Here is a 19,567-nt window from a genome sequence, read left to right as displayed (position 1 = left end):
ACGGCAGGCCATGCGCGCATCGCATGCAAAGCGCACGCGCCAGGCCCCGCGCCGATGCGTATTGACCGCGCACGAACCGGCCTCAAACAATAAAAACGCACGGTCGTGCGGATTGTTTTACACTCAGAATAGTTGCGAACCCCTGATCGATATGGAGACACGATGCGCGCGATTCGCTGTAATCAATATGGACCGCCGGAGAGCCTGGTCGTCGAAAATCTGCCTGACCTCGAGCCGCCGCCAGGCCACGTCGTGATCGACGTCAAGGCCGCGGCCGTCAATTTTCCCGACGTGCTGATCATCGAGAACAAATATCAGTTCAAACCGCCCCTGCCCTTCACGCCCGGCTCGGAAGTCGCGGGCGTCGTGCGCGCGGTCGGCGCCGGTGTGACGCAGTTCAAGCCGGGCTCGCGGGTGGTCGCGTTCACCGGCTCGGGCGGCTTTGCCGAGCAGGCGCTGGCGCCGGTCGCGGCGTGCGTGCCGCTGGCGGACGGCGTCGACTTCGAACTGGCCGCCGCGTTCACGCTCGCCTATGGCACGTCGCATCATGCGGTGGTCGATCGCGGCCAGTTGAAGGCCGGCGAGACGATGCTGGTGTTGGGCGCGGCGGGCGGTGTCGGGCTCGCTGCGGTCGAGATCGGCAAGGCGCTCGGCGCGCGCGTGATCGCGGCGGCGTCGACCGACGAGAAGCTCGCCACCTGCGTGAAGCATGGCGCGGACGCCACCATCAACTACAGCACCGAAGATCTGCGCGAACGCATCAAGGCGCTGACCGACGGCAAGGGTCCGGACGTGATCTACGATCCGGTCGGCGGTGTGTATGCGGAACCGGCGTTTCGCAGCATCGGCTGGCGCGGGCGTTATCTGGTGGTCGGCTTTGCGAACGGCGAGATTCCGAAGTTGCCGCTCAACCTGACGCTGCTCAAAGGCGCGAGTCTGGTCGGCGTGTTTTGGGGCGACTTTGCGAAACGCGAGCCGCAACACAATCACGCGGCGTTCGAGCAGATGACAGGCTGGATCGGCGCGGGCAAGCTCAAGCCCTATGTGTCGGAACGCTATTCGCTCGAAGACACCGGCCGCGCGTTGCGCGATATGGCGGAGCGCCGGGTGATCGGGAAGATCGTGATTACGCCTTAGGCGCCGTGCGCTGACGCAGCCACTCCTTGAGTGTCAAGAAACGGAAAACGGCGTGCGGTCCAAAAAACCGCACGCCGTTTTTGTTGAGCTTTCAGGAAGGCGCAGCTACAGCTTTTCCGTATCACCCGACTTCGGCTGCCACTTCATCAGCCGCCGCTCGCCAATCCCGACGATGGCGTCGAGAATCAGCGCGAACGCGGTCAACACCAGAATCCCGGCGAACACAGTATTGATATCGAAGGTGCCTTCGGCTTGCAGAATCAGATAGCCGACGCCGCGCGCCGAGCCGAGATACTCCCCCACCACCGAACCGACGAACGCGAGGCCCACCGACGTGTGCAGGCTCGAAAACACCCAGCTCATCGCACTTGGCAGATAGACAAACCGCAGCAACTGCTTGCGATTCGCGCCGAGCATGCGCGCGTTGGCAAGCACGACCGGGCTCACTTCCTTCACGCCCTGGTAGACGTTGAAGAACACGATAAAGAACACCAGCGTGACGCCCAGCGCCACCTTCGACCAGATGCCGAGGCCAAACCACACGCCGAAGATCGGCGCAAGAATCACGCGGGGCATCGAGTTGGCGGCCTTGATGTACGGATCGAATAGCGCGCTCGCGAGCGGCGACAGCGCAAGCCACAGACCGACGCCGAGCCCGAGCGCGGTGCCGAGCACGAATGCGAGCACCGTTTCGACCAGCGTGATCCACAGGTGCAGATAGATTTCGCCGCCCGTGAACCACTCCCAGATGCGTTGCAGCACCTTCTGCGGCTCGCCGAAGAAGAACGCGGCCTTGTTCGGGTCGTCGAAATAGAACGCCGGCAGCAAGGTCGGACTGGTCAGCACGTACCAGAGCACGAAGCACAGCACGAGCAGCAGCCACTGCCAGATCACCAGGTTCGCCCGGTTCGGGCGCAACGTCTTCCACATGACTCGGTTTGCCTTAGACGATTGATCGACGCCAATACAGGACGCAACAAACAGGACTTAACTACGGATTTCCGTACGCGCCGCCACTTCACAACGCAACTTCGCAACGCAACGACACAACTGCGCGCCCCGCTTATACAGCCGTAAGTTGCTGCTGATAACCCTTGAGCACCTCATCGCGCAGCACGCTCCAGATCTGTGCATGCAACTCGACGAAACGCGGATGCGCACGAATTTCGGCGACATCGCGCGGACGCGGCAGATCGATGGTGAATTCGCCGATCGGATGCGTGCCTGGCCCCGCCGACAGCACCACCACGCGGTCGGACATCGAGATCGCTTCGTCGAGATCGTGCGTGATGAACAGCACCGCTTTGCGTTTGGCCGCCCACAGGTCGAGCAACTCGTTTTCCATCAGCTGACGCGTCTGGATATCGAGCGCGGAAAACGGCTCGTCCATCAGGATGATGTCCGGATCGAGAATCAGCGTCTGCGCCATCGCGACGCGCTTGCGCATGCCGCCCGACAGTTGATGCGGATAGCGATCGCCGAAACCGCCGAGGCCGACCCGCTTCAACCACTCGTCGGCTTTGCTGCGCGCTTCGGCCAGTGGCACGCCGTGAAATGAGAGCCCGGCCATCACGTTGTCGATAGCCGAGCGCCACGGCATCAGCGCGTCGGCCTGGAACATGTAGCCGGCGCGCCGGTTGATGCCCTTGAGCGGTTCGCCGAACACACTGACCGTTCCCGACGACGGCTCCAGCAAACCCGCGCCGACGTTCAGCAAAGTGGATTTGCCGCAACCGGTCGGGCCGACCACCGAGACGAATTCGCCCGGCGCGATGCGCAAGGTCGTGTCCTTCACCGCGGTATAGCGCTGCGCGCGGTTATCGCGCGCGGCAAAGGTGCAGGTGATGTTGTCGAGCGCCAGGGCGGCAACGGTCATCGTTCGACTCGCTTCGAAGATCGATTTCGGTTTGTCATGTCGTCATGACGACGGTGGTCGAGGCGAATGCGGCACGTACCGTCCTTCGCCCCCTACTGACTGACGCTACTCAGGCCTTGACCGTCGCCAGCGCTTTCTTGACGAAGTCGTTGGTCCACGTCTTCGACAAATCGATCGGCTTGCCCTGCACGTTCGCATCGAACGCCTGCAGGGTTTTCAGCGACGTGGCCGGGCCGTCGGCGGGCATCAGACCGTCCGGCGACATGGCCTCCTTCACGTGCTGCCACGCGTCCAGGTACACCGCGCGGTCGCCGAGCAGATAGCCTTCCGGCACGGTATTGATCAGCTCGCTGCCGGTCGCCGTTTGCAGCCACTTGAGGGCGCGCACCATTGCATTGGTCAGCGCCTGCGTGGTGTTCGGATTCTTCGTGATGAAGCTCTGCGACGCGTACAGACACCCCGCCGGCATGTCGCCGCCGAACACGCTGCGCGTATCGGCCAACGTACGCGTGTCCGACACGACGCGAATCTCGCCGGTGCGTTCGAGCTTGGTCATCACCGGGTCAAGATTGGCGATGGCGTCAATCTGGCCCGACTGCAGCGCGGCAATCGCGCCAGCCCCTGCGCCCACGCCGATAAACGAAACGTCTTTCGCAGTCAGCCCGGCTTTCGCCAGCACGAAACTCGCCATGATCGAGGTCGACGAACCCGGCGCGGTCACGCCGATTTTCTTGCCTTTCAGATCGGCGATCGACTTGTAGTTCGGCATCGCCTTCTTCGACACCGCGAGCACGATCTGCGGGGCACGGCCTTGCAGGACGAATTCGCGGAACGACTGCTTTTGCGCCTGCAACAGCAAGGTGTGTTCGAAGGCGCCGGAGACGACATCCGCACTGCCGCCCACGGCCGCCTTCAGCGCTTGCGAGCCGCCGGCGAAATCCGAAATTTCGACGTCGAGTCCTTCGTCCTTGAAGTAGTTTCGGCGCTCGGCAATCGTGAGCGGCAAGTAATAGAACAGGTTCTTGCCGCCGACGGCGATCGCCACCTTGCTGGTTTCGGGCTTGCCCTGTGCGAAAGCGAGCGGCGCGGCGGCGAACGTGGCGCCGGCGAGCGCAGCGGTACCCGCGAGGAAGGTTCTGCGTTGCATGGTCTCTAGTCTCCGAACTTTTGTTGTCTTTTTGCCGCGCGCTCAATCACACAATCTGTTGCGCATGCAACCTTGCAATGTGGTCAGAATCATAACCTAGTGATTGAAGGACTTCATCGGTATGTTCACCCAGTTCCGGGCCTAACCAGCGCGTCTCGCCGGGGGTTTCCGAGAGCTTCGGCGTCACCGACGGCAGTGTGATTTCCTGACCGTCCTGCCATTTGAAGCGTTGAATCATCTGCCGCGCCATGTATTGCGGATCGGTGAACATGTCCGCGACGCTGTAAATCCGGCCGACCGGCACGTCCGCGGCATTCAGCACGGCGAGCGCTTCGTCGATGGTGCGCGTGGCGAGCCATGCGGCGATCGCGCCGTCGATTTCCTGGGTACGCGGCACGCGGCCGTCGTTGTGCGCGAGCGCTGGATCGTTCGCCAGGTCTTCGCGTTCGATAGCGATCATCAGGCGCTTGAAGATCGGATCGCTATTGCCGCCAATGACGATGCTGCCATCGCGGCACGGATAGGTGTTCGACGGCACGATCCCCGGCAGCGACGCACCGGTGCGCTCACGCACCATGCCGTACACGCCGTATTCGGGCACCACGCTCTCCATCATGTTGAAGACCGCTTCGTACAGCGCGACGTCGACGACCTGCCCTTTGCCGCCATTCACCTGTTTGTGATGCAAGGCCATCAACGCGCCGATCACGCCATGCAGCGCGGCAATCGAATCGCCGATCGAAATGCCGATGCGCGGCGGGGGCAAATCCGGATAGCCGGTGATGTGGCGCAAGCCGCCCATGGATTCGGCGATCGCGCCGAATCCAGGCCGGTCGCGATAGGGCCCGGTCTGGCCGTAGCCGGACAGACGCACCATCACGAGCCCGGGGTTCTCCGCCGACAGAACGTCATAACCGAGCCCGAGCTTCTCCAGCAAGCCCGGTCGGAAATTCTCGACAACGATGTCAGCCTCTTTCGCCAGACGCCGCACGATCTCCTTGCCCTCTTCGGCTTTCAGATTGATCGTGACGGATTTCTTGTTGCGCGCCTGAACGGCCCACCATAGCGACGTGCCGCCGACCTCCGGATAAAGCTTGCGCCATTTGCGCAATGGGTCACCGCCTTTGGGATCTTCGATCTTGATGACGTCGGCGCCGAACTCGCCGAGAAAGCGCGCGGCGAACGGGCCGGCGATCAGCGTGCCGAGCTCGAGCACCTTGACGCCGGCGAGCGGGCCTTTCGGCGTGGCGGTGGCGTTGGCGGTGGGATCGGGATTGACGCTCATGTGTCTCCTCTGTGTTCTGTGCTTGCCTTGGCGCGGCGCGGCTGGAGGCGTTGCGAAGCGATGCCGCCTGGCGCACTCAGGAATTGCAGGCGCCGCGGCATGCCGCGGCCGGTCACGTCGTGCTACATCGAGCGCCGGTCGAGCATCGCGCGGGCGATCGTACCGGCGTCGACATACTCGAGTTCGCCGCCCACCGGTACGCCGCGCGCGAGGCGCGTCACGGCAAGGCCGCGCGCCTTGAGCGTCTGCCCGAGGTAATGCGCGGTAGCCTCGCCTTCGTTCGTGAAATTGGTTGCGAGCACGACTTCCTTGACGATGCCATCCGACGCGCGCTTAACCAGGCGGTCAAAATGGATCTCCTTCGGGCCGATGCCGTCGAGCGGACTGAGCCGCCCCATCAGCACGAAATAGAGGCCGCGATAGGTCATCGTCTGTTCGAGCATGATCTGGTCGGCGGGCGTCTCGACGACGCACAACAACGCGGGATCGCGCTCTTCATCGAGGCAGACTTCGCAGATCTGCGCTTCGGTAAAGGTGTTGCACTTCTCGCAGTGCTGCAGATGTTCAGTCGCGAACAGCAACGAACGGCCGAGCTTCTCGGCGCCGTCGCGATCGTGCTGCATCAGGTGGTACGCCATGCGTTGCGCGGATTTAGGCCCGACACCGGGGAGCACGCGCAGTGCTTCGACGAGCGCCGACAAGGCGGAAGGTTGTTTCATGCGGATCGGCGGTGTCGAAGTGGGTGTTGCCTGATATGGCCCGGTATGGCCCGGTATGGCCCGGTATGCGGGTGGCGACGCGGTTGCTTCTGGTTGCTGCTATCAGCTCGACAACCTGTCGGTCAGGCATGCCCGACGATCGAACTGAACTGAACTGCATCGATGCAAACCTGCACGCACCGGGAACTGCGAACTGAGCAGGTATTGGAACGAGCCCGGCTCGCGTATTCAACTCACGCCGCGCTCAAAGCCGCGGCATGAGCCCCTTCTTGCAGCGACGTCGCTCAGAACGGCAGCTTGAAGCCCGGCGGCAGCGGCAGACCGGAGGTCATACCGCCCATCTTTTCCTGAGCAGTGGCTTCGGCCTTGCGCACGGCATCGTTGAACGCAGCAGCGACCAGGTCTTCCAGCATGTCCTTGTCGTCGGCGAGCAGGCTCGGATCGATCGATACGCGGCGCACGTCGTTCTTGCAGGTCATCGTCACCTTGACGAGACCGGCGCCCGACTGTCCTTCGACTTCGATCAACGCAAGCTGCTCCTGCATCTTCTTCATGTTTTCCTGCATCTGCTGGGCCTGCTTCATCAGCCCGGCGAGTTGGCCTTTCATCATGGACATGCTCCTTCTTGAAAGCGTGAAATCCGAAAAATCGGGTGCGCCGCACGGCGCGGCGAATCAGTGAGCGGACGGCGCGCCGTTCGGGCCGGCGTCCTGCGTAATCGGGCGAATCGAGCCGGGCACGATGCTCGCGCCGAACTCGCGAATCAGCGACTGCACGAACGGATCGGCGCCGATTTCGCGCTCCGCTTCCTGCTGGCGCTGGGCGCGCATGGCGGCGTCGTGTGCGGCCGCCGTGCGGCGCGCCGGGCCGACTTCGACCAGTACGTCGACGTTCTGGCCGAGCTTTTCCGCGAGCGCGACTTTCAGTTTAGCGACCTGCGAGGCTTCCGCGTACTGCGGCACCGGCACGTTCAGCTTCAGCGTGCTGCCTTCGAGCGCCATCAGTTCGCTGTTGAACGCGAGCTGATACGAAATGCCCTTGAGCGGCAGGTCGACGGCGAGCGCGGGCCAGTCGCCCTGGAAACCTAACGGATCGAGCGGCACGGCCGGCGGCAAAGGCCGCTTGTCGATCACTGGTGCGGGGGTCGCTGCAGGCGTGGCGTTCACGCGGACGTCGTCGGGTCCGCTGTCGAACACCGGCACGTAGTTGTCATCCGGCAGGCCGTAATAGCCCTCGTCCGCTGCCGTGAGCGGCATGTATTCATCGGGCGGCATGTCGTCCCACGGCGCGCCCGACGAGCCGTTCTGCTCCTGAGCTTGCGGCGACGGCGCACGTGCGGCGGCCGGCGCGGCGTCCTGTTGCGGCGCGCGGCGCGGGGCGCCCGGCGTCGGCACGTTGACGACCACGCGGGGCGCGGCAGGCTTCGGCGTGGCTGGGGTTGCTGCGGGCTTGGCGGCGGAAGCTGCCGCCGTAGCGCGGCCACGGTCGGACGACACTTTCAGGCCGGCGCTGCGCAATACGTTGAGCGCGTCGCTCGCACCACCTGCGCGACGCGGCGGGATGTCCGCCGCGGGCGGCGATTCTTGCGATGCTCTTGCGGGTGCGGCCTCTTCCGCCCGTGCGGACGCGGCAGCGGCTGGGGCAGCGAGCTGAGAAGCGGGAGCCGATTCCTGAGGCGCGGCGGCGGCAGGTGCTTCGCTCCAGGCTGGCTCGGTGGGCGCGTCGTCCCACGGTGCCAAGGCCGGTGCAGTTGCTGCTTTGGTTGCTGCGGTTGCTGCGGTCGCTTCGGTCGCTGCGGCCGATTCGGTCGCCGGTGCTGAGGGCAGCACAGCCGCTACTTCTGTTGCTGCGATCGCTTCGGTCGCTGACGCCGAGGACATCGCCTCAGGCATCGGGGCCGCTTGGGCCGCGCCCGTGTCCGCAGGTACAGGCGCCGGTTCGCTCAGAACCGGTTCGGCGGACGCCTCTTCCTGCCACGGCGCTAAAGCCGGCGAGGCGATGACGTTAGCCGCCGCGGGCGCAGGTGCCGCGCTCGCTTCGGCAGAAGCGGGCGAAGAGGCAGACCTGGAAACAATCGGCGCTTCACCAATAGCTGGTTTCGGCGCATCAACACTTTCAGCAGGCTCCGCCGACCCTACGTGCCGCGCATCCGGCATCGCAGGCTTCGCTTCTGCCACGGGATTTGCCGAACGCACCGGCACGGTAGCCGCTGCTTCAACCGCACGCGACGACGCCACGGCCTGCTGCTCAGCGACCGCCGGCGAGCCGGTGCGTTTAGCGCCACCTGCCCCCGCCGGCCCAGCCGCTCGCGCCGCAGCCGCGCCGCCACCACCGGTGGGCGCGGGCTCGAACGCCAGCATGCGCAACAGCGTCATCGTGAAACCAGCGTATTCGTCGGGCGCGAGACCCAGTTCGCTTCGGCCGATCGTCGCGATCTGATAGAACAACTGCACCTGCTCGGCGCTCAACGCTTCTGCGAAACGACGCAGATCGCCCGCTTCAGGCCATTCGTCCAACACCGACGACGGCGCGAACTGCGCCCACGCGATTCGGTGCAACAGGCTCGCCAGATCCTGCAACGCCGTCGAAAACGACAGACTGCGCAACGCCATCTCGTCCGCAACCGACAGCACGGCGGCGCCGTCGCCATCGGCCAGCGCGTCGAGCAGGCGAATCAGATAGCTTTGATCGAGTGCGCCGAGCATGCCGCGCACCGCTTCTTCATTCACCTGATTGGCGGAATAGGCAATCGCCTGATCGGTCAGCGAGAGCGCGTCGCGCATCGAGCCGTCGGCCGCGCGCGCGAGTAGGCGCAATGCCTGGGCGTCAAACGGCACCTTCTCTTCGCCGAGAATGTGCTCGAGATGCGACACGATGTGCCCGGCCGGCATCTGCTTCAGATTGAACTGCAGACAGCGCGACAGCACCGTGACCGGAATCTTCTGCGGATCGGTGGTAGCAAGAATGAATTTGACGTGCGAAGGCGGCTCTTCCAGCGTCTTCAACATCGCGTTGAACGCGTGGTTGGTCAGCATGTGCACTTCGTCGATCATGTAGACCTTGAAGCGCGCGTCGACCGGGGCGTAGACCGCTCGCTCCAGCAGCGCCGCCATTTCGTCGACGCCGCGGTTACTCGCCGCGTCCATCTCGACATAATCGACAAAGCGGCCTTCATCGATCTCGCGGCACGCGCGGCACACGCCGCACGGCGTGGAGGTCACGCCGGTTTCGCAATTCAGCGCCTTGGCAAAGATGCGCGACAGCGTGGTTTTACCGACGCCGCGGGTACCCGTAAACAGATAGGCATGATGCAGACGGCCACCGTCGAGCGCGTGCGTGAGCGCGCGCACCACGTGCTCCTGTCCGACGAGCGAAGCGAAATCCTTCGGCCGCCATTTGCGTGCGAGAACTTGATAGGTCATCCGGAAATTGTATCAGTAACGATGGCGCGCAAAACCGATTCGAGACGGCGCGCGAACGCGTGTTGCCGCTTCATTGAAACAGGCTAACGGACCGATAGAAAAAAATAGATGAAGCGCGCAAGAAATGCCACTGCGGCGTCTGGGCGACAGCGCTTGGGGTAAACCGAAGATGGGACGTACGGCAGAGGAACAACAGAAAAAAGGAAGGTGACGAGCCTGACCCTCGGCACTGGTGGAAAACGGCTGTGGCTGCTTCGTTCCCGACCTGACCAGGTTGACCATCCCTCCATGCGAGGAGGCCCGTCACGAAACATTCTATCATCGCTTGGCCCGTCGCGCGACTGTTAATACGACCAAACCGACATCGACGCGCCGAATCACGCGCTTCGTACCATATAGACACTACCCTCGAATGAGGCGTTCGGGTCACTTGAGTTTGCGCTGCCCGCCACCAGATAAGCTGCGTCGCGGTTATCAGAACGTAGCGGTGCTTCACCGGCAGCCGTTGGCCCCACTGCCCTTGATGAGTACTATCACCACCGGCAACGCATAGCGAATTAAGCTAAACTCCGGTACGGATGACCCGCAGACGCGAGCTTTCCGCGCATTTCAGAATGGTTTTTTTGACCATTTCAGGCGTACGCAGGCAAGGCTCCGATTGCGGCAAAGCGAACGGAAGTTTCCCTAGATTTTGACGTATCGTGGCGAGCAATTCAGGCGGGCCTCGAACCGATAGAGGTATTCATACAATGAGCGAATCAATCAAGCATATTAGCGACGCATCGTTCGAACAGGACGTCGTGAAATCCGATAAACCCGTGCTGCTCGATTTCTGGGCTGAATGGTGCGGTCCGTGCAAGATGATCGCGCCGATCCTCGACGAAGTCGCGAAGGATTACGCCGATCGCCTGCAAATCGCCAAGATCAATGTCGACGAACATCAATCGACGCCGGTCAAGTTCGGCGTGCGTGGCATCCCCACGCTGATCCTCTTCAAGAACGGCGCTGTCGCCGCGCAGAAGGTCGGCGCATTGTCGAAGTCGCAACTCACCGCGTTCCTCGACGGCAACCTGTAAAACGGTCGCATCGGCGCGCGCGAGGCCCTCGGGACCTCCAGGCGCGCTGCCATAGGCGTGTTGTCCCGCGACAACACGCCTAATAAGAAAGATGCCAAACCGTCGTACTGACGGAAATTGGCGTGTGCTATGCTAGAATCCGCAAAACGTCGAAAAGACGTGTAAGTCCTTGAGCGGTTCCGCTCACTCTCCTCCCAGATTTCATTTCGTCGCACCTTCTCCTGCGGGTTCTCCGTATGCATTTATCCGAGCTTAAGACTCTGCACGTGTCCGAATTGATCGAGATGGCCAATGGCCTCGAGATCGAAAGTGCAAACCGCCTGCGCAAGCAGGAATTGATGTTTGCCATTCTAAAAAAACGAGCCAAAACGGGCGACACGATCTTCGGCGACGGCACGCTCGAAGTGCTGCCGGACGGCTTCGGCTTCCTGCGTTCGCCGGAAACCTCGTATCTCGCCAGCACGGACGATATTTACATCAGCCCGTCGCAAATCCGCCGCTTCAACCTGCACACGGGTGACACGATCGAAGGCGAAGTGCGCACGCCGAAAGACGGCGAACGCTATTTCGCGCTGGTCAAGGTGGACAAGGTCAACGGCCAGCCGCCGGAAGCCTCGAAGCACAAGATCATGTTCGAAAACCTGACGCCGCTGCACCCGAACAAGGTGCTGCTGCTCGAACGTGAAATGCGTGGCGAAGAAAACGTCACGGGCCGCATCATCGACATGATCGCGCCGATCGGCAAGGGCCAGCGCGGCCTGCTGGTTGCGTCGCCGAAGTCCGGTAAGACCGTGATGCTGCAGCACATTGCGCACGCGATTAAGCAGAACCATCCGGATGTCGTGCTGTTCGTGCTGCTGATCGACGAACGCCCGGAAGAAGTGACCGAAATGCAGCGTTCGGTGGCGGGCGAAGTGATCGCCTCCACGTTCGACGAACCGGCCGCGCGTCACGTACAAGTTGCTGAAATGGTGATCGAAAAAGCCAAGCGCCTCGTCGAAATGAAGAACGACGTGGTGATTCTGCTCGACTCGATCACGCGTCTCGCGCGTGCGTACAACACCGTCGTGCCGGCCTCGGGCAAGGTGCTGACGGGTGGTGTCGACGCGAACGCGCTGCAACGTCCGAAGCGCTTCTTCGGCGCTGCGCGCAATATCGAGGAAGGCGGTTCGCTGACCATCATCGGTACCGCGCTGATCGAAACCGGCAGCCGCATGGACGACGTGATCTACGAAGAGTTCAAGGGCACTGGCAACATGGAAGTGCACCTGGAGCGTCGCCTGGCTGAAAAGCGCGTCTATCCGTCGATCAATCTGAACAAGTCCGGCACGCGCCGTGAAGAACTGCTGATCAAGCCCGAAGTGCTGCAAAAGATCTGGGTGCTGCGCAAGTTCATTCACGACATGGACGAAGTCGAGTCGATGGAATTCCTGCTCGACAAGATTCGCCAGACGAAGAGCAACTCCGAGTTCTTCGACATGATGCGTCGTGGCGGCGGCAGCTAAGGCTTAAGCCTCAAGGCTGCACCAGAAGTAACCAACCGCACCGCACAAGAAAGCCGCTCGCCGCAAACGAGCGGCTTTTTTTCGTCCGTAGCACCTGCAATGACACACAGGCACCGCGCGCATTCAAATGCGGTCGACCCTGCCAACATGAACGTGAACGTACACGTTGTACTATAATGCGGTTAATCCATCCAACCCGCTAGCTCCTATGTCAAAGGACTCACCCGCCCTGCTGACCGTGCGAGACGCCGCCGAGCGCCTCGGCGTCACACCGCGCACGCTCAAATACTACGAGGAGCGCGGCCTCGTCTCGCCTGGCCGCAGCGAAGGCCGCTACCGGCTGTACGACGAAGAGGACCTCAAGCGCTTCGGCCGCATTCTGCGTTTGCGCTCACTGGGTTTCTCACTGCACGGCGTCACCGAGATGCTCAAACGCCCGCTCGAATCGGTCGACGGCGGCCACCGTTACTCGCAGGAATCGCTGCAGCAGATTCGTGACGCCCTCGCGCAACAGGTCAGCGCCCTCGACACGCGCATCGAAGCGATGCGCCGCGAACTCAAGGAAGCACAGAAGCTGCGGACCGAGTTGGCGCCCGACCTCGACTATCTCGAGCGCCGCCTAGCAGGAGAAAACGCCGACGTTCTGCTCGAGCAACGGCGCAACGCGCGCGCCGCAGCGGCGGCGGGTCCGTCCACGAAACGCCGGAAGACCCAAGATGAAGTAGCACCCGGCGCCGCAGAGCCAGACAAATCCGCATGAGCGCCACGTCCTCTCGCGTACCGTTGTTTAGCGCCGCGAAACTGCGCGGCGATTTTTTCCCGTGGGTGCTGGCCGTCGTCACCGGCCTCGACTATTTCGACAACTCGATCTTCTCGTTTTTCACCAGCTACATCGCGGGCGGCATTAATGCTTCGCCGGATGAACTGGTATGGGCGTCGAGCGCCTACGCGGTGGCGGCCGTGCTCGGCATCCTGCAGCAGCAATGGTGGGTCGAGCGTTTCGGTTACCGGCGCTACGTGGCCGGCTGCATGCTGCTCTATTCAGTGGGCGCGATCGCCGCCACGTTGTGCGAGTCATCGATCGAACTCGCCTTCGCCCGCGGCTTTCAGGGCTACTTCATCGGCCCGATGATGGGCACTTGCCGCATCCTGATCCAGATGAGCTTTACGCCACGGGAGCGACCGGTCGCAACGCGCGCTTTTCTTGTGTTGATCGTATTGAGCAGTGCGCTCGCGCCGCTGATCGGCGGTCAACTGGTCGCGCATTTCGACTGGCGTGCGCTGTTCGCCTGCACCGCGCCGGTGGGTGTCCTGTTTGCCATTCTTGCCCTGCTCGCCCTGCCCGACACCGGCAACCGCTTGCCGGAAGAGCGCGGCGCGGCGCACTTCTGGCCTTACCTGATCTTCGCGTTCGCGCAAGCCGCGCTGCAAATCGTCATGCAACAAGTGCGGTTCCAGCTGTTCAGCGCCTCGCCGGGGCTGATTCTGTTGACGGTGGCGGGCATCGTCGCGCTCGGCTGGTTCGCGTATCAGCAATGGCACCATCCGGCACCGTTGATGCGCCTGCACGCGCTGCGTGAAAAGGTGTTTCAGGTCGGGCTCGTGCTGTACATGTTCTACTACTACATCTCGACGGTGTTCAGCTATCTGACGTCGCGCTTTCTCGAGAGCGGCCTCAACTATCCGGTTGAGAACGCCGGGCGACTGGTCGGCGTGACGTCGCTGATTTCGGCGAGCGCGCTGTTCGCCTACCTGCGCTACGCAAAGCTCCTGCCGCGCAAGAAGTGGATTATTGTGCCGGGCTTCGCGGTGGCTGCATTCGCCGCGGCATGGATGACGCGCATGTCGCCGGACGTGGGCGAAGCAGCGCTGATCGTGCCGATGCTGCTGCGCGGCTTGCTGTTACTGTTCATCGTGCTGCCGGTCGCCAATCTGACGTTTAGAATCTTCGCCATTGAAGAATTCACGCACGGCTACCGGCTGAAAAACATTGTGCGGCAACTGACGATCTCGTTCGCGACGGCTTCGGTGATCATCGTCGAACAACATCGGCAGGCGCTGCATCAAGCACGCCTCGCGGAGTTCGTGAATTCGTACAATCCGTTGTTCCAGAATTCGCTCGCTGCGCTGACGAGCGGCTTCAGCGCCGCCGGCCGCTCGGCGTCCGAGGCGCATTCGCTTGCGATCGTGGAAATCAGCCGGACGGTTGCGCAGCAGGCCAGTTTTCTGGCGTCGCTGGACGGCTTCTACTTCCTGATGGGTATCGCGATTTGCGGCGGCCTGTTCGCCGCGTGGCAAAAACAGATCGACTAAGGGTTTCATCAAGCCATGCTCTCGAAACTCACCCAATGGTTCGGCACGCGCCGCCGTGATCGCGCGCTGCGCGACTACGCGATCGAAGACACACTCTGGCAAGCCACCCTCGACGGCCTGCCGTTCCTCGCTCATCTTGAGGCGCCGGATCTCATGCGTCTGCGCGAGCTGACCAGCCTCTTCATCGCGCAAAAAGAATTTTCGACCGCGCACGAACTCGAACTGACCGACGCCATGACCGTGGCGATCGCCGCGCAAGCGTGTTTGCCGGTGCTGAACCTGAGCCTCGATCTGTATCGTGGATGGGTCGGCGTGATCGTCTATCCGGGCGAGTTCGTGATCCGCAAGACGGTCGAAGACGAAGACGGCGTGGTGCACGAGGTCGAGCAGGACGCAAGCGGCGAAGCGTGGGAAGGCGGACCGGTCATTCTCTCGTGGGAAGACGCGCAGATGACGGACGGCTCAGACGCCTACAACGTCGTGATTCACGAATTCGCGCACAAGATCGACATGCTGACCGGCGAAGCGGACGGCCGCCCGCCGCTCATGCGCCGCTGGCACGCACCGCTCGACTCGCAGGCGTGGGCGGACGTTTTCGATCATGCCTACGACCACTTCTGCGCCAAAGTCGACGCAGTGCCGGAGCGCCGTTGGGCACGTTTCGAGCGCGATTCGCTGATCGATCCGTATGCGGCAGACCACCCATCGGAATTTTTTGCCGTTTGCAGCGAGGCGCTGTTCGTCCAGCCGCAGGCCTTCGAGGCGGAGTATCCCGAGTTATACCGCTTGCTGGCGCGGTATTACCGGCAGGATCCGGCGCGGATCGGGCTGGAATTCGCTGCGACCTGACGCCGCCGCCGCGCAAGCGCCCGCCGGATAAGGGCTGCCGCGCCGGCCTACCCACCCAATACGAACCTGCGCGGCGACACCAGAAACGTGGTGAAAACGAAGCAAACCGCTGCTAAAAAGCTGGCAGAAAGGTCGTCAAGCGACTGATTTTCTGGCATAATCGTCGTTTTTCGACCATAGGCAAGTGGCTCGCGCCTAGATGCTGTCCGCATTCGTAGCGGCTGCTCGCGGGTTGGCTACCGCCAGATTAAAGGAAAGACCATGAAAGAAGGCATTCACCCGGATTACCGCGAAGTCCTGTTCATCGACATGTCGATCGACTTCAAGTTTGTCACGCGCTCGACCATCCTGACGCGTGAAACTGGCGAATTCAACGGCAAGACCTACCCGCTCGCCAAGATCGAAGTGTCGTCGGAATCGCATCCGTTCTACACCGGTCAACAAAAGATCATGGACACGGCAGGCCGCGTCGAGAAGTTCAACAAGAAGTTCGGCTCGCGCGCTACCGGCAAGGCAGCAGCGAAGTAATACCCGCCTCGTCGCCGGCCTTGGCCCGCAACGAAGCAGCAGCAAAAAAGGGCAGCGCGAGCTGCCCTTTTTTGTCTCCGTTTCATCGTCTCGCTTCGTCGTCGTGCTTCCTTGTCTCATTTGCTTGTCGCGCTTCCTTGTTCCCTTACACCGGACGCCGGGTCACACCTCGCCGCCCACCGCGGCGCCGTGTTACTGGCACCCCAATGACGTTGCGAGCCATTACCGGCCGTGACGCGCATCGCACGGCACGACTACAATGCCGGATGCTCCAAACTGGCCATTCCCGCCGGACCATCCGTCCGGTCCCGGCTGCACCGCTTATCCGATATCCACACACCGCATGAGACCTGCCGTTCGCCTCACTGCCTCCGCGACCAGTGCGTTGCCGCGCTGGCTGCTGCTGACCATCTGTATCGTCTACGCATTTTTCGGCCTGTTCGGCCGGGATCCGTGGAAGAACGAGGACGCAGCCGGCTTCGGCGTCATGTGGACGATGGCCAACGGCAGCGCGCACGACTGGCTGCTGCCGAATCTGGTCGGCAAATACATGACGGAAGACGGCCCGCTCGGCTACTGGCTCGGCGCCAGCGCGATCCGCGCGCTCGCGCCGTGGGTCGACGCGAGCAACGCGTCTCGCGTCTTCACGGGCCTGCTGTTTTGCGCCGGCTGTGCGTTCGTCTGGTATGCGGCCTACCTGCTCGGCCGGCGCGCCGAAGTGCAGCCGTTCAAATATGCATTCGGTGGCGAACCGGAGCCGCGCGACTACGGGCGCACCCTCGCCGACGGCGCACTGCTGATCCTGCTCGCCTGCTTCGGCCTGGCCGAACGCGGCCACGAAACCACGCCGCAGCTCGCGCAGTTCTTCGGCATCGCCATGCTCGTGTACGGGCTCGTGCGGATGATCGACAAGCCCATTCAGGGCGCGCTGATCTGGGGCCTGGCGCTCGGTCTCGTCACCTTGTCAAGCAGTCCGGTGCTGGTCGGCGCCCTGTTGCTCGGGACCCTGGCAATGGCGCTGATCGTGCGCGAAGCGCGTACGCGCTGGCTGCTGCTGGCCGGTTTGCCGGTAGCGCTCGTGCTGTCGGTCGCGTGGCCGATCGCCGCGCTCGCCGCCTTTCCCGACGACGCCGTCTGGTACCTGAACCAATGGGTGCATGTCAGCCTGTCGTCGTTCGCCGGGCCGCCCGGGTCGGTCGCCGCCTACGCGCTCAAAAACCTGCCGCTCTTCACCTGGCCGGCCTGGCCGCTTGCGCTCTGGGCGTGGTTCAGCTGGTCGGGCCTGCGGCGCGCGCCGCACGTGGCGATGCCGCTGTCGGTGATCGGGCCGCTGCTCGTGCTGGTCGTGTTGCAAAGCCATCAGTCGAACCGGCTTTACATGCTGTTGCTGCCGCCGCTCGCGGTGCTGGCCGCCTTCGCACTGCCCACGCTCAAACGCGGCGCGATCAATGCGATCGACTGGTTCGCGCTACTGAGCTTTACGATCCTCGGCAGCTTCGTCTGGCTGGTGTATGCGGCCGGGCTAACCGGCTTCCCGCATCCGCTCGCGCGCAACCTCGCGCGTCTCGCTCCGGGTTTTGCGCCGCAGTTCAAGGTACTGTCGTTCGTGTGCGCGGTTGCAGTGACGATCTGCTGGTTCGTCCTGGTGCAATGGCGTCTGGCCCGTCATCCGAAAGTCCTGTGGCGCAGCGTGGTGCTCTCGAGCGCCGGCACGACGCTGATGTGGGTGCTGCTGATGACGCTGTGGCTTCCGGTTGTCAACTACAGCCGGACCTATAAGGACGTCGCCGAGCAGATCGCGAGCCATCTGCCGGAGGACTACACCTGCATCTCGCCGGTACGCCTCGGTAACGCGCAGATCGCGACCTTCGCCTATTTCGGCGATATGCATTTCTCATTCAACCAGGATTGCGATGTGATCCTGCGTCAGGACACCCAGGACTTCGGCGACCCGAGCGCAATGTCGGACTTCGTGTGGAAGCTGGTGTGGGAAGGCCGCCGCGTGGCCGACCGCGACGAACGCTTCCGCCTGTACGTGCGGATCGACCGTCCGAAGCCGCCGGTCGTCAAACGCCGCAGCTGGCATAAGAAGCCGGACTGAGCATGTTCGCCGACGTACGGAAAATCGCCGGGCTCGCGTGGCCCGTGCTGATTGGCCAACTGGCGATCATCGCCTTCGGCGTGATCGACACGGCCATGGTCGGCCGCTATTCGGCCGTCGATCTCGCCGCGCTCGGCCTCGGCTCGTCGATCTACATTTCCGTCTACATCGGTCTGACCGGCATCCTGACCGCGCTGCAACCGATCACCGCGCAACTCTATGGCGCGCGCCGCTACGCCGAGATCGGCGAGGAAGTGCGCCAGGCCTTGTGGCTCGCACTCGCGCTGACCGTGATCGGCTTTCTGATTCTCTATTTTCCGGGGCGCGTGCTACAGCTCGCGCGCGTGCCCGAAGCGCTGCATGAGCGCACGGTCGCCTACCTGCAGATTCTGGCGTTTGGCTTGCCGGCCGGCCTGACCTTTCGCGTCTATAGCTCGATCACCAATGCCGTCGGCAAACCGCGGCTCGTGATGATCCTGCAGATCGGCGCACTGCTGCTCAAGGTTCCGCTCAACACATGGTTCATCTTTGGCGGATTCGGTATGCCTGCCCTCGGCGGACCGGGTTGCGCGCTTGCCAGCACCACGATCAACTGGGGACTCGCAGTAGTAGGGATGCTGCTGTTGACGCGCGTCGACGTGTTCAAGCCGTTCGCGATCTTTGCCCACTTCTGCTGGCCAGTCTGGCGCCGGCAGGCGGCGCAGCTGCGCCTCGGCATTCCGATGGGTCTGTCGTACCTGATCGAAGTCACCTCCTACACGTTCATGGCGCTCTTCATTGCGCGCTTCGGCACGACGACGCTCGCCGGCCACCAGATCGCCGGCAACATCGGTGCGGTGCTCTATATGACGCCACTGGCGATCGGGATTGCCTCGTCGACGCTGGTCGCTCAGGCGCTCGGCGCGCATCGCCCGGAAGCGGCGCGCACGCTATCGCGGCACGGCATCATGATGGCGGTGGCGATCGCCTTCTGTTACGGCGCGATCGTGCTGGTGCTGCGGCCGTATGTGATCGAAGGCTATACGCCGAACGCGCAGGTCGCGGCGGCGGCGATGCCGCTGGTGCTGATCGTCGTGTGCTATCACCTGTTCGATGCATTGCAGATCACCACCGCGTTCGTGCTGCGTGCGTACAAGGTGGCGGTCGTGCCAACCGTGATCTATGCGGTCGCGCTGTGGGGCGTGGGGCTCGGCGGTGGGTATCTGCTCGGCTTTAACGTCACGGGTTTCACGCCGGAATGGCTGACCGGCGCGCGCGGCTTCTGGGTCGCGAATACGGTGAGCCTCGCGATTGCCGGTATCGGTTTGCTGTTGTACTGGCGTGGTGTGAGCAAGCGGTATTTGCGCGCCGAGGCGGTGGTCAGGGTGGATTCGGCGGCTTGAGGGACTGGTTGGGCTTGTTGGGCTCAATCGGTTTGCTGGGCTTGCTGGGCTTGCTGGGCTTGCTGGACTTGCCGAGCTTGCCAGGTTGTCGAGAATGTTCGACCGCATCTTGGGAGCCGCCGCGCAATACCGAAGGAAAAGCCCCCCTCCATGCTAGCCAGATTTTCAGGCCATCCCGCCGGCGCCATGTCGAAGTGGCCTGCAATAGCAGACCGTTAGTTGCATAT

General features: G+C 62.9%; 16 protein-coding genes and 1 other RNA gene. 9 read left to right on the top strand and 8 right to left on the bottom strand.

From position 1 onward, the window contains the following. Positions 1-162 precede the first annotated feature (162 nt). Positions 163-1,137, top strand: a complete 975-nt coding sequence (locus R8871_RS21360; protein WP_175052247.1) for an NADPH:quinone oxidoreductase family protein — start codon at positions 163-165, stop codon at positions 1,135-1,137. Positions 1,138-1,242: 105 nt separating this feature from the next. On the opposite strand, the gene R8871_RS21355 is transcribed toward R8871_RS21360, so the two are convergent. From R8871_RS21355 to ffs, 8 genes are all read right to left on the bottom strand, one after another. Beyond that, positions 1,243-2,067 carry an ABC transporter permease gene (locus R8871_RS21355; protein WP_093632649.1) on the bottom strand — a complete coding sequence of 275 codons (825 nt, stop codon included), beginning with the start codon at positions 2,065-2,067 and terminating at the stop codon, positions 1,243-1,245. A 133-nt stretch (positions 2,068-2,200) separates the two neighbouring features. Continuing rightward, a complete protein-coding gene (locus tag R8871_RS21350; protein ID WP_175052246.1) occupies positions 2,201-3,013 on the bottom strand; it encodes an ABC transporter ATP-binding protein in 813 nt (270 codons plus the stop codon). Between the two features lie 109 nt (positions 3,014-3,122). Next, the gene (locus tag R8871_RS21345) at positions 3,123-4,160 is read right to left on the bottom strand and encodes an ABC transporter substrate-binding protein (protein ID WP_175052245.1); all 1,038 of its coding nucleotides are present in this window, start codon (positions 4,158-4,160) and stop codon (positions 3,123-3,125) included. A 46-nt stretch (positions 4,161-4,206) separates the two neighbouring features. Next, complete coding sequence (locus R8871_RS21340) at positions 4,207-5,445, bottom strand: CaiB/BaiF CoA transferase family protein (protein WP_175052244.1); 1,239 nt, start codon at positions 5,443-5,445, stop codon at positions 4,207-4,209. A gap of 122 nt (positions 5,446-5,567) precedes the next feature. Beyond that, positions 5,568-6,164, bottom strand: a complete 597-nt coding sequence (gene recR / locus R8871_RS21335; protein ID WP_063496327.1) for a recombination mediator RecR — start codon at positions 6,162-6,164, stop codon at positions 5,568-5,570. Between the two features lie 284 nt (positions 6,165-6,448). Further along, positions 6,449-6,775 carry a YbaB/EbfC family nucleoid-associated protein gene (locus R8871_RS21330; protein ID WP_007182071.1) on the bottom strand — a complete coding sequence of 109 codons (327 nt, stop codon included), beginning with the start codon at positions 6,773-6,775 and terminating at the stop codon, positions 6,449-6,451. Positions 6,776-6,838: 63 nt separating this feature from the next. Further along, positions 6,839-9,586 carry a DNA polymerase III subunit gamma/tau gene (gene dnaX / locus R8871_RS21325; protein ID WP_175052243.1) on the bottom strand — a complete coding sequence of 916 codons (2,748 nt, stop codon included), beginning with the start codon at positions 9,584-9,586 and terminating at the stop codon, positions 6,839-6,841. A gap of 206 nt (positions 9,587-9,792) precedes the next feature. Next, an RNA gene (ffs, locus tag R8871_RS21320) (signal recognition particle sRNA small type) lies at positions 9,793-9,891 on the bottom strand. Between the two features lie 444 nt (positions 9,892-10,335). On the opposite strand from ffs, the gene trxA reads away from it, so the two are divergent. The 8 genes from trxA to R8871_RS21280 all read left to right on the top strand — a co-directional run bounded on the left by trxA (position 10,336) and on the right by R8871_RS21280 (position 19,340). Continuing rightward, entirely contained in the window at positions 10,336-10,662 is a 327-nt protein-coding gene (gene trxA, locus R8871_RS21315) for a thioredoxin TrxA (RefSeq protein ID WP_054039468.1), read from the top strand. 236 nt (positions 10,663-10,898) lie between these two features. Continuing rightward, positions 10,899-12,167, top strand: a complete 1,269-nt coding sequence (rho, locus tag R8871_RS21310; RefSeq protein ID WP_006048863.1) for a transcription termination factor Rho — start codon at positions 10,899-10,901, stop codon at positions 12,165-12,167. A gap of 208 nt (positions 12,168-12,375) precedes the next feature. Then, the gene (locus R8871_RS21305; protein WP_175052242.1) at positions 12,376-12,927 is read left to right on the top strand and encodes a MerR family transcriptional regulator; all 552 of its coding nucleotides are present in this window, start codon (positions 12,376-12,378) and stop codon (positions 12,925-12,927) included. Beyond that, complete coding sequence (locus tag R8871_RS21300; RefSeq protein ID WP_175052241.1) at positions 12,924-14,480, top strand: MFS transporter; 1,557 nt, start codon at positions 12,924-12,926, stop codon at positions 14,478-14,480. Before R8871_RS21305 ends, R8871_RS21300 begins: the two co-directional genes overlap by 4 nt. A gap of 15 nt (positions 14,481-14,495) precedes the next feature. After that, entirely contained in the window at positions 14,496-15,329 is an 834-nt protein-coding gene (locus tag R8871_RS21295) for a M90 family metallopeptidase (protein WP_175052240.1), read from the top strand. Between the two features lie 261 nt (positions 15,330-15,590). Further along, a complete protein-coding gene (locus tag R8871_RS21290; protein ID WP_175052239.1) occupies positions 15,591-15,857 on the top strand; it encodes a type B 50S ribosomal protein L31 in 267 nt (88 codons plus the stop codon). A 343-nt stretch (positions 15,858-16,200) separates the two neighbouring features. Further along, positions 16,201-17,958 (top strand): ArnT family glycosyltransferase, encoded by a 1,758-nt coding sequence (locus R8871_RS21285; RefSeq protein WP_175052238.1) that lies wholly within the window; start codon positions 16,201-16,203, stop codon positions 17,956-17,958. A gap of 2 nt (positions 17,959-17,960) precedes the next feature. Next, positions 17,961-19,340 carry an MATE family efflux transporter gene (locus R8871_RS21280; RefSeq protein WP_175052237.1) on the top strand — a complete coding sequence of 460 codons (1,380 nt, stop codon included), beginning with the start codon at positions 17,961-17,963 and terminating at the stop codon, positions 19,338-19,340. Positions 19,341-19,567: the final 227 nt, after the last annotated feature.

The sequence above is a fragment of the Paraburkholderia sediminicola genome (assembly GCF_902859805.1).
In the GTDB taxonomy this organism is placed as follows: Bacteria; Pseudomonadota; Gammaproteobacteria; order Burkholderiales; family Burkholderiaceae; genus Paraburkholderia; species Paraburkholderia sediminicola.
Note: the sequence above shows the minus strand (reverse complement) of the source record. Positions and strands in the feature narration are given on the sequence as shown.

What these genes read in the sequence shown, in the direction of transcription:
- R8871_RS21350 (WP_175052246.1), bottom strand. Translation starts at nt 3,013, where the DNA reads ATGACCGTTGCCGCCCTGGCGCTCGACAACATCACCTGCACCTTTGCC.
- recR (WP_063496327.1), bottom strand. Translation starts at nt 6,164, where the DNA reads ATGAAACAACCTTCCGCCTTGTCGGCGCTCGTCGAAGCACTGCGCGTG.
- R8871_RS21280 (WP_175052237.1), top strand. Translation starts at nt 17,961, where the DNA reads ATGTTCGCCGACGTACGGAAAATCGCCGGGCTCGCGTGGCCCGTGCTG.
- R8871_RS21345 (WP_175052245.1), bottom strand. Translation starts at nt 4,160, where the DNA reads ATGCAACGCAGAACCTTCCTCGCGGGTACCGCTGCGCTCGCCGGCGCC.
- R8871_RS21360 (WP_175052247.1), top strand. Translation starts at nt 163, where the DNA reads ATGCGCGCGATTCGCTGTAATCAATATGGACCGCCGGAGAGCCTGGTC.
- R8871_RS21295 (WP_175052240.1), top strand. Translation starts at nt 14,496, where the DNA reads ATGCTCTCGAAACTCACCCAATGGTTCGGCACGCGCCGCCGTGATCGC.
- R8871_RS21305 (WP_175052242.1), top strand. Translation starts at nt 12,376, where the DNA reads ATGTCAAAGGACTCACCCGCCCTGCTGACCGTGCGAGACGCCGCCGAG.
- rho (WP_006048863.1), top strand. Translation starts at nt 10,899, where the DNA reads ATGCATTTATCCGAGCTTAAGACTCTGCACGTGTCCGAATTGATCGAG.
- trxA (WP_054039468.1), top strand. Translation starts at nt 10,336, where the DNA reads ATGAGCGAATCAATCAAGCATATTAGCGACGCATCGTTCGAACAGGAC.
- R8871_RS21300 (WP_175052241.1), top strand. Translation starts at nt 12,924, where the DNA reads ATGAGCGCCACGTCCTCTCGCGTACCGTTGTTTAGCGCCGCGAAACTG.
- R8871_RS21330 (WP_007182071.1), bottom strand. Translation starts at nt 6,775, where the DNA reads ATGATGAAAGGCCAACTCGCCGGGCTGATGAAGCAGGCCCAGCAGATG.
- R8871_RS21340 (WP_175052244.1), bottom strand. Translation starts at nt 5,445, where the DNA reads ATGAGCGTCAATCCCGATCCCACCGCCAACGCCACCGCCACGCCGAAA.
- R8871_RS21290 (WP_175052239.1), top strand. Translation starts at nt 15,591, where the DNA reads ATGAAAGAAGGCATTCACCCGGATTACCGCGAAGTCCTGTTCATCGAC.
- R8871_RS21355 (WP_093632649.1), bottom strand. Translation starts at nt 2,067, where the DNA reads ATGTGGAAGACGTTGCGCCCGAACCGGGCGAACCTGGTGATCTGGCAG.
- R8871_RS21285 (WP_175052238.1), top strand. Translation starts at nt 16,201, where the DNA reads ATGAGACCTGCCGTTCGCCTCACTGCCTCCGCGACCAGTGCGTTGCCG.
- dnaX (WP_175052243.1), bottom strand. Translation starts at nt 9,586, where the DNA reads ATGACCTATCAAGTTCTCGCACGCAAATGGCGGCCGAAGGATTTCGCT.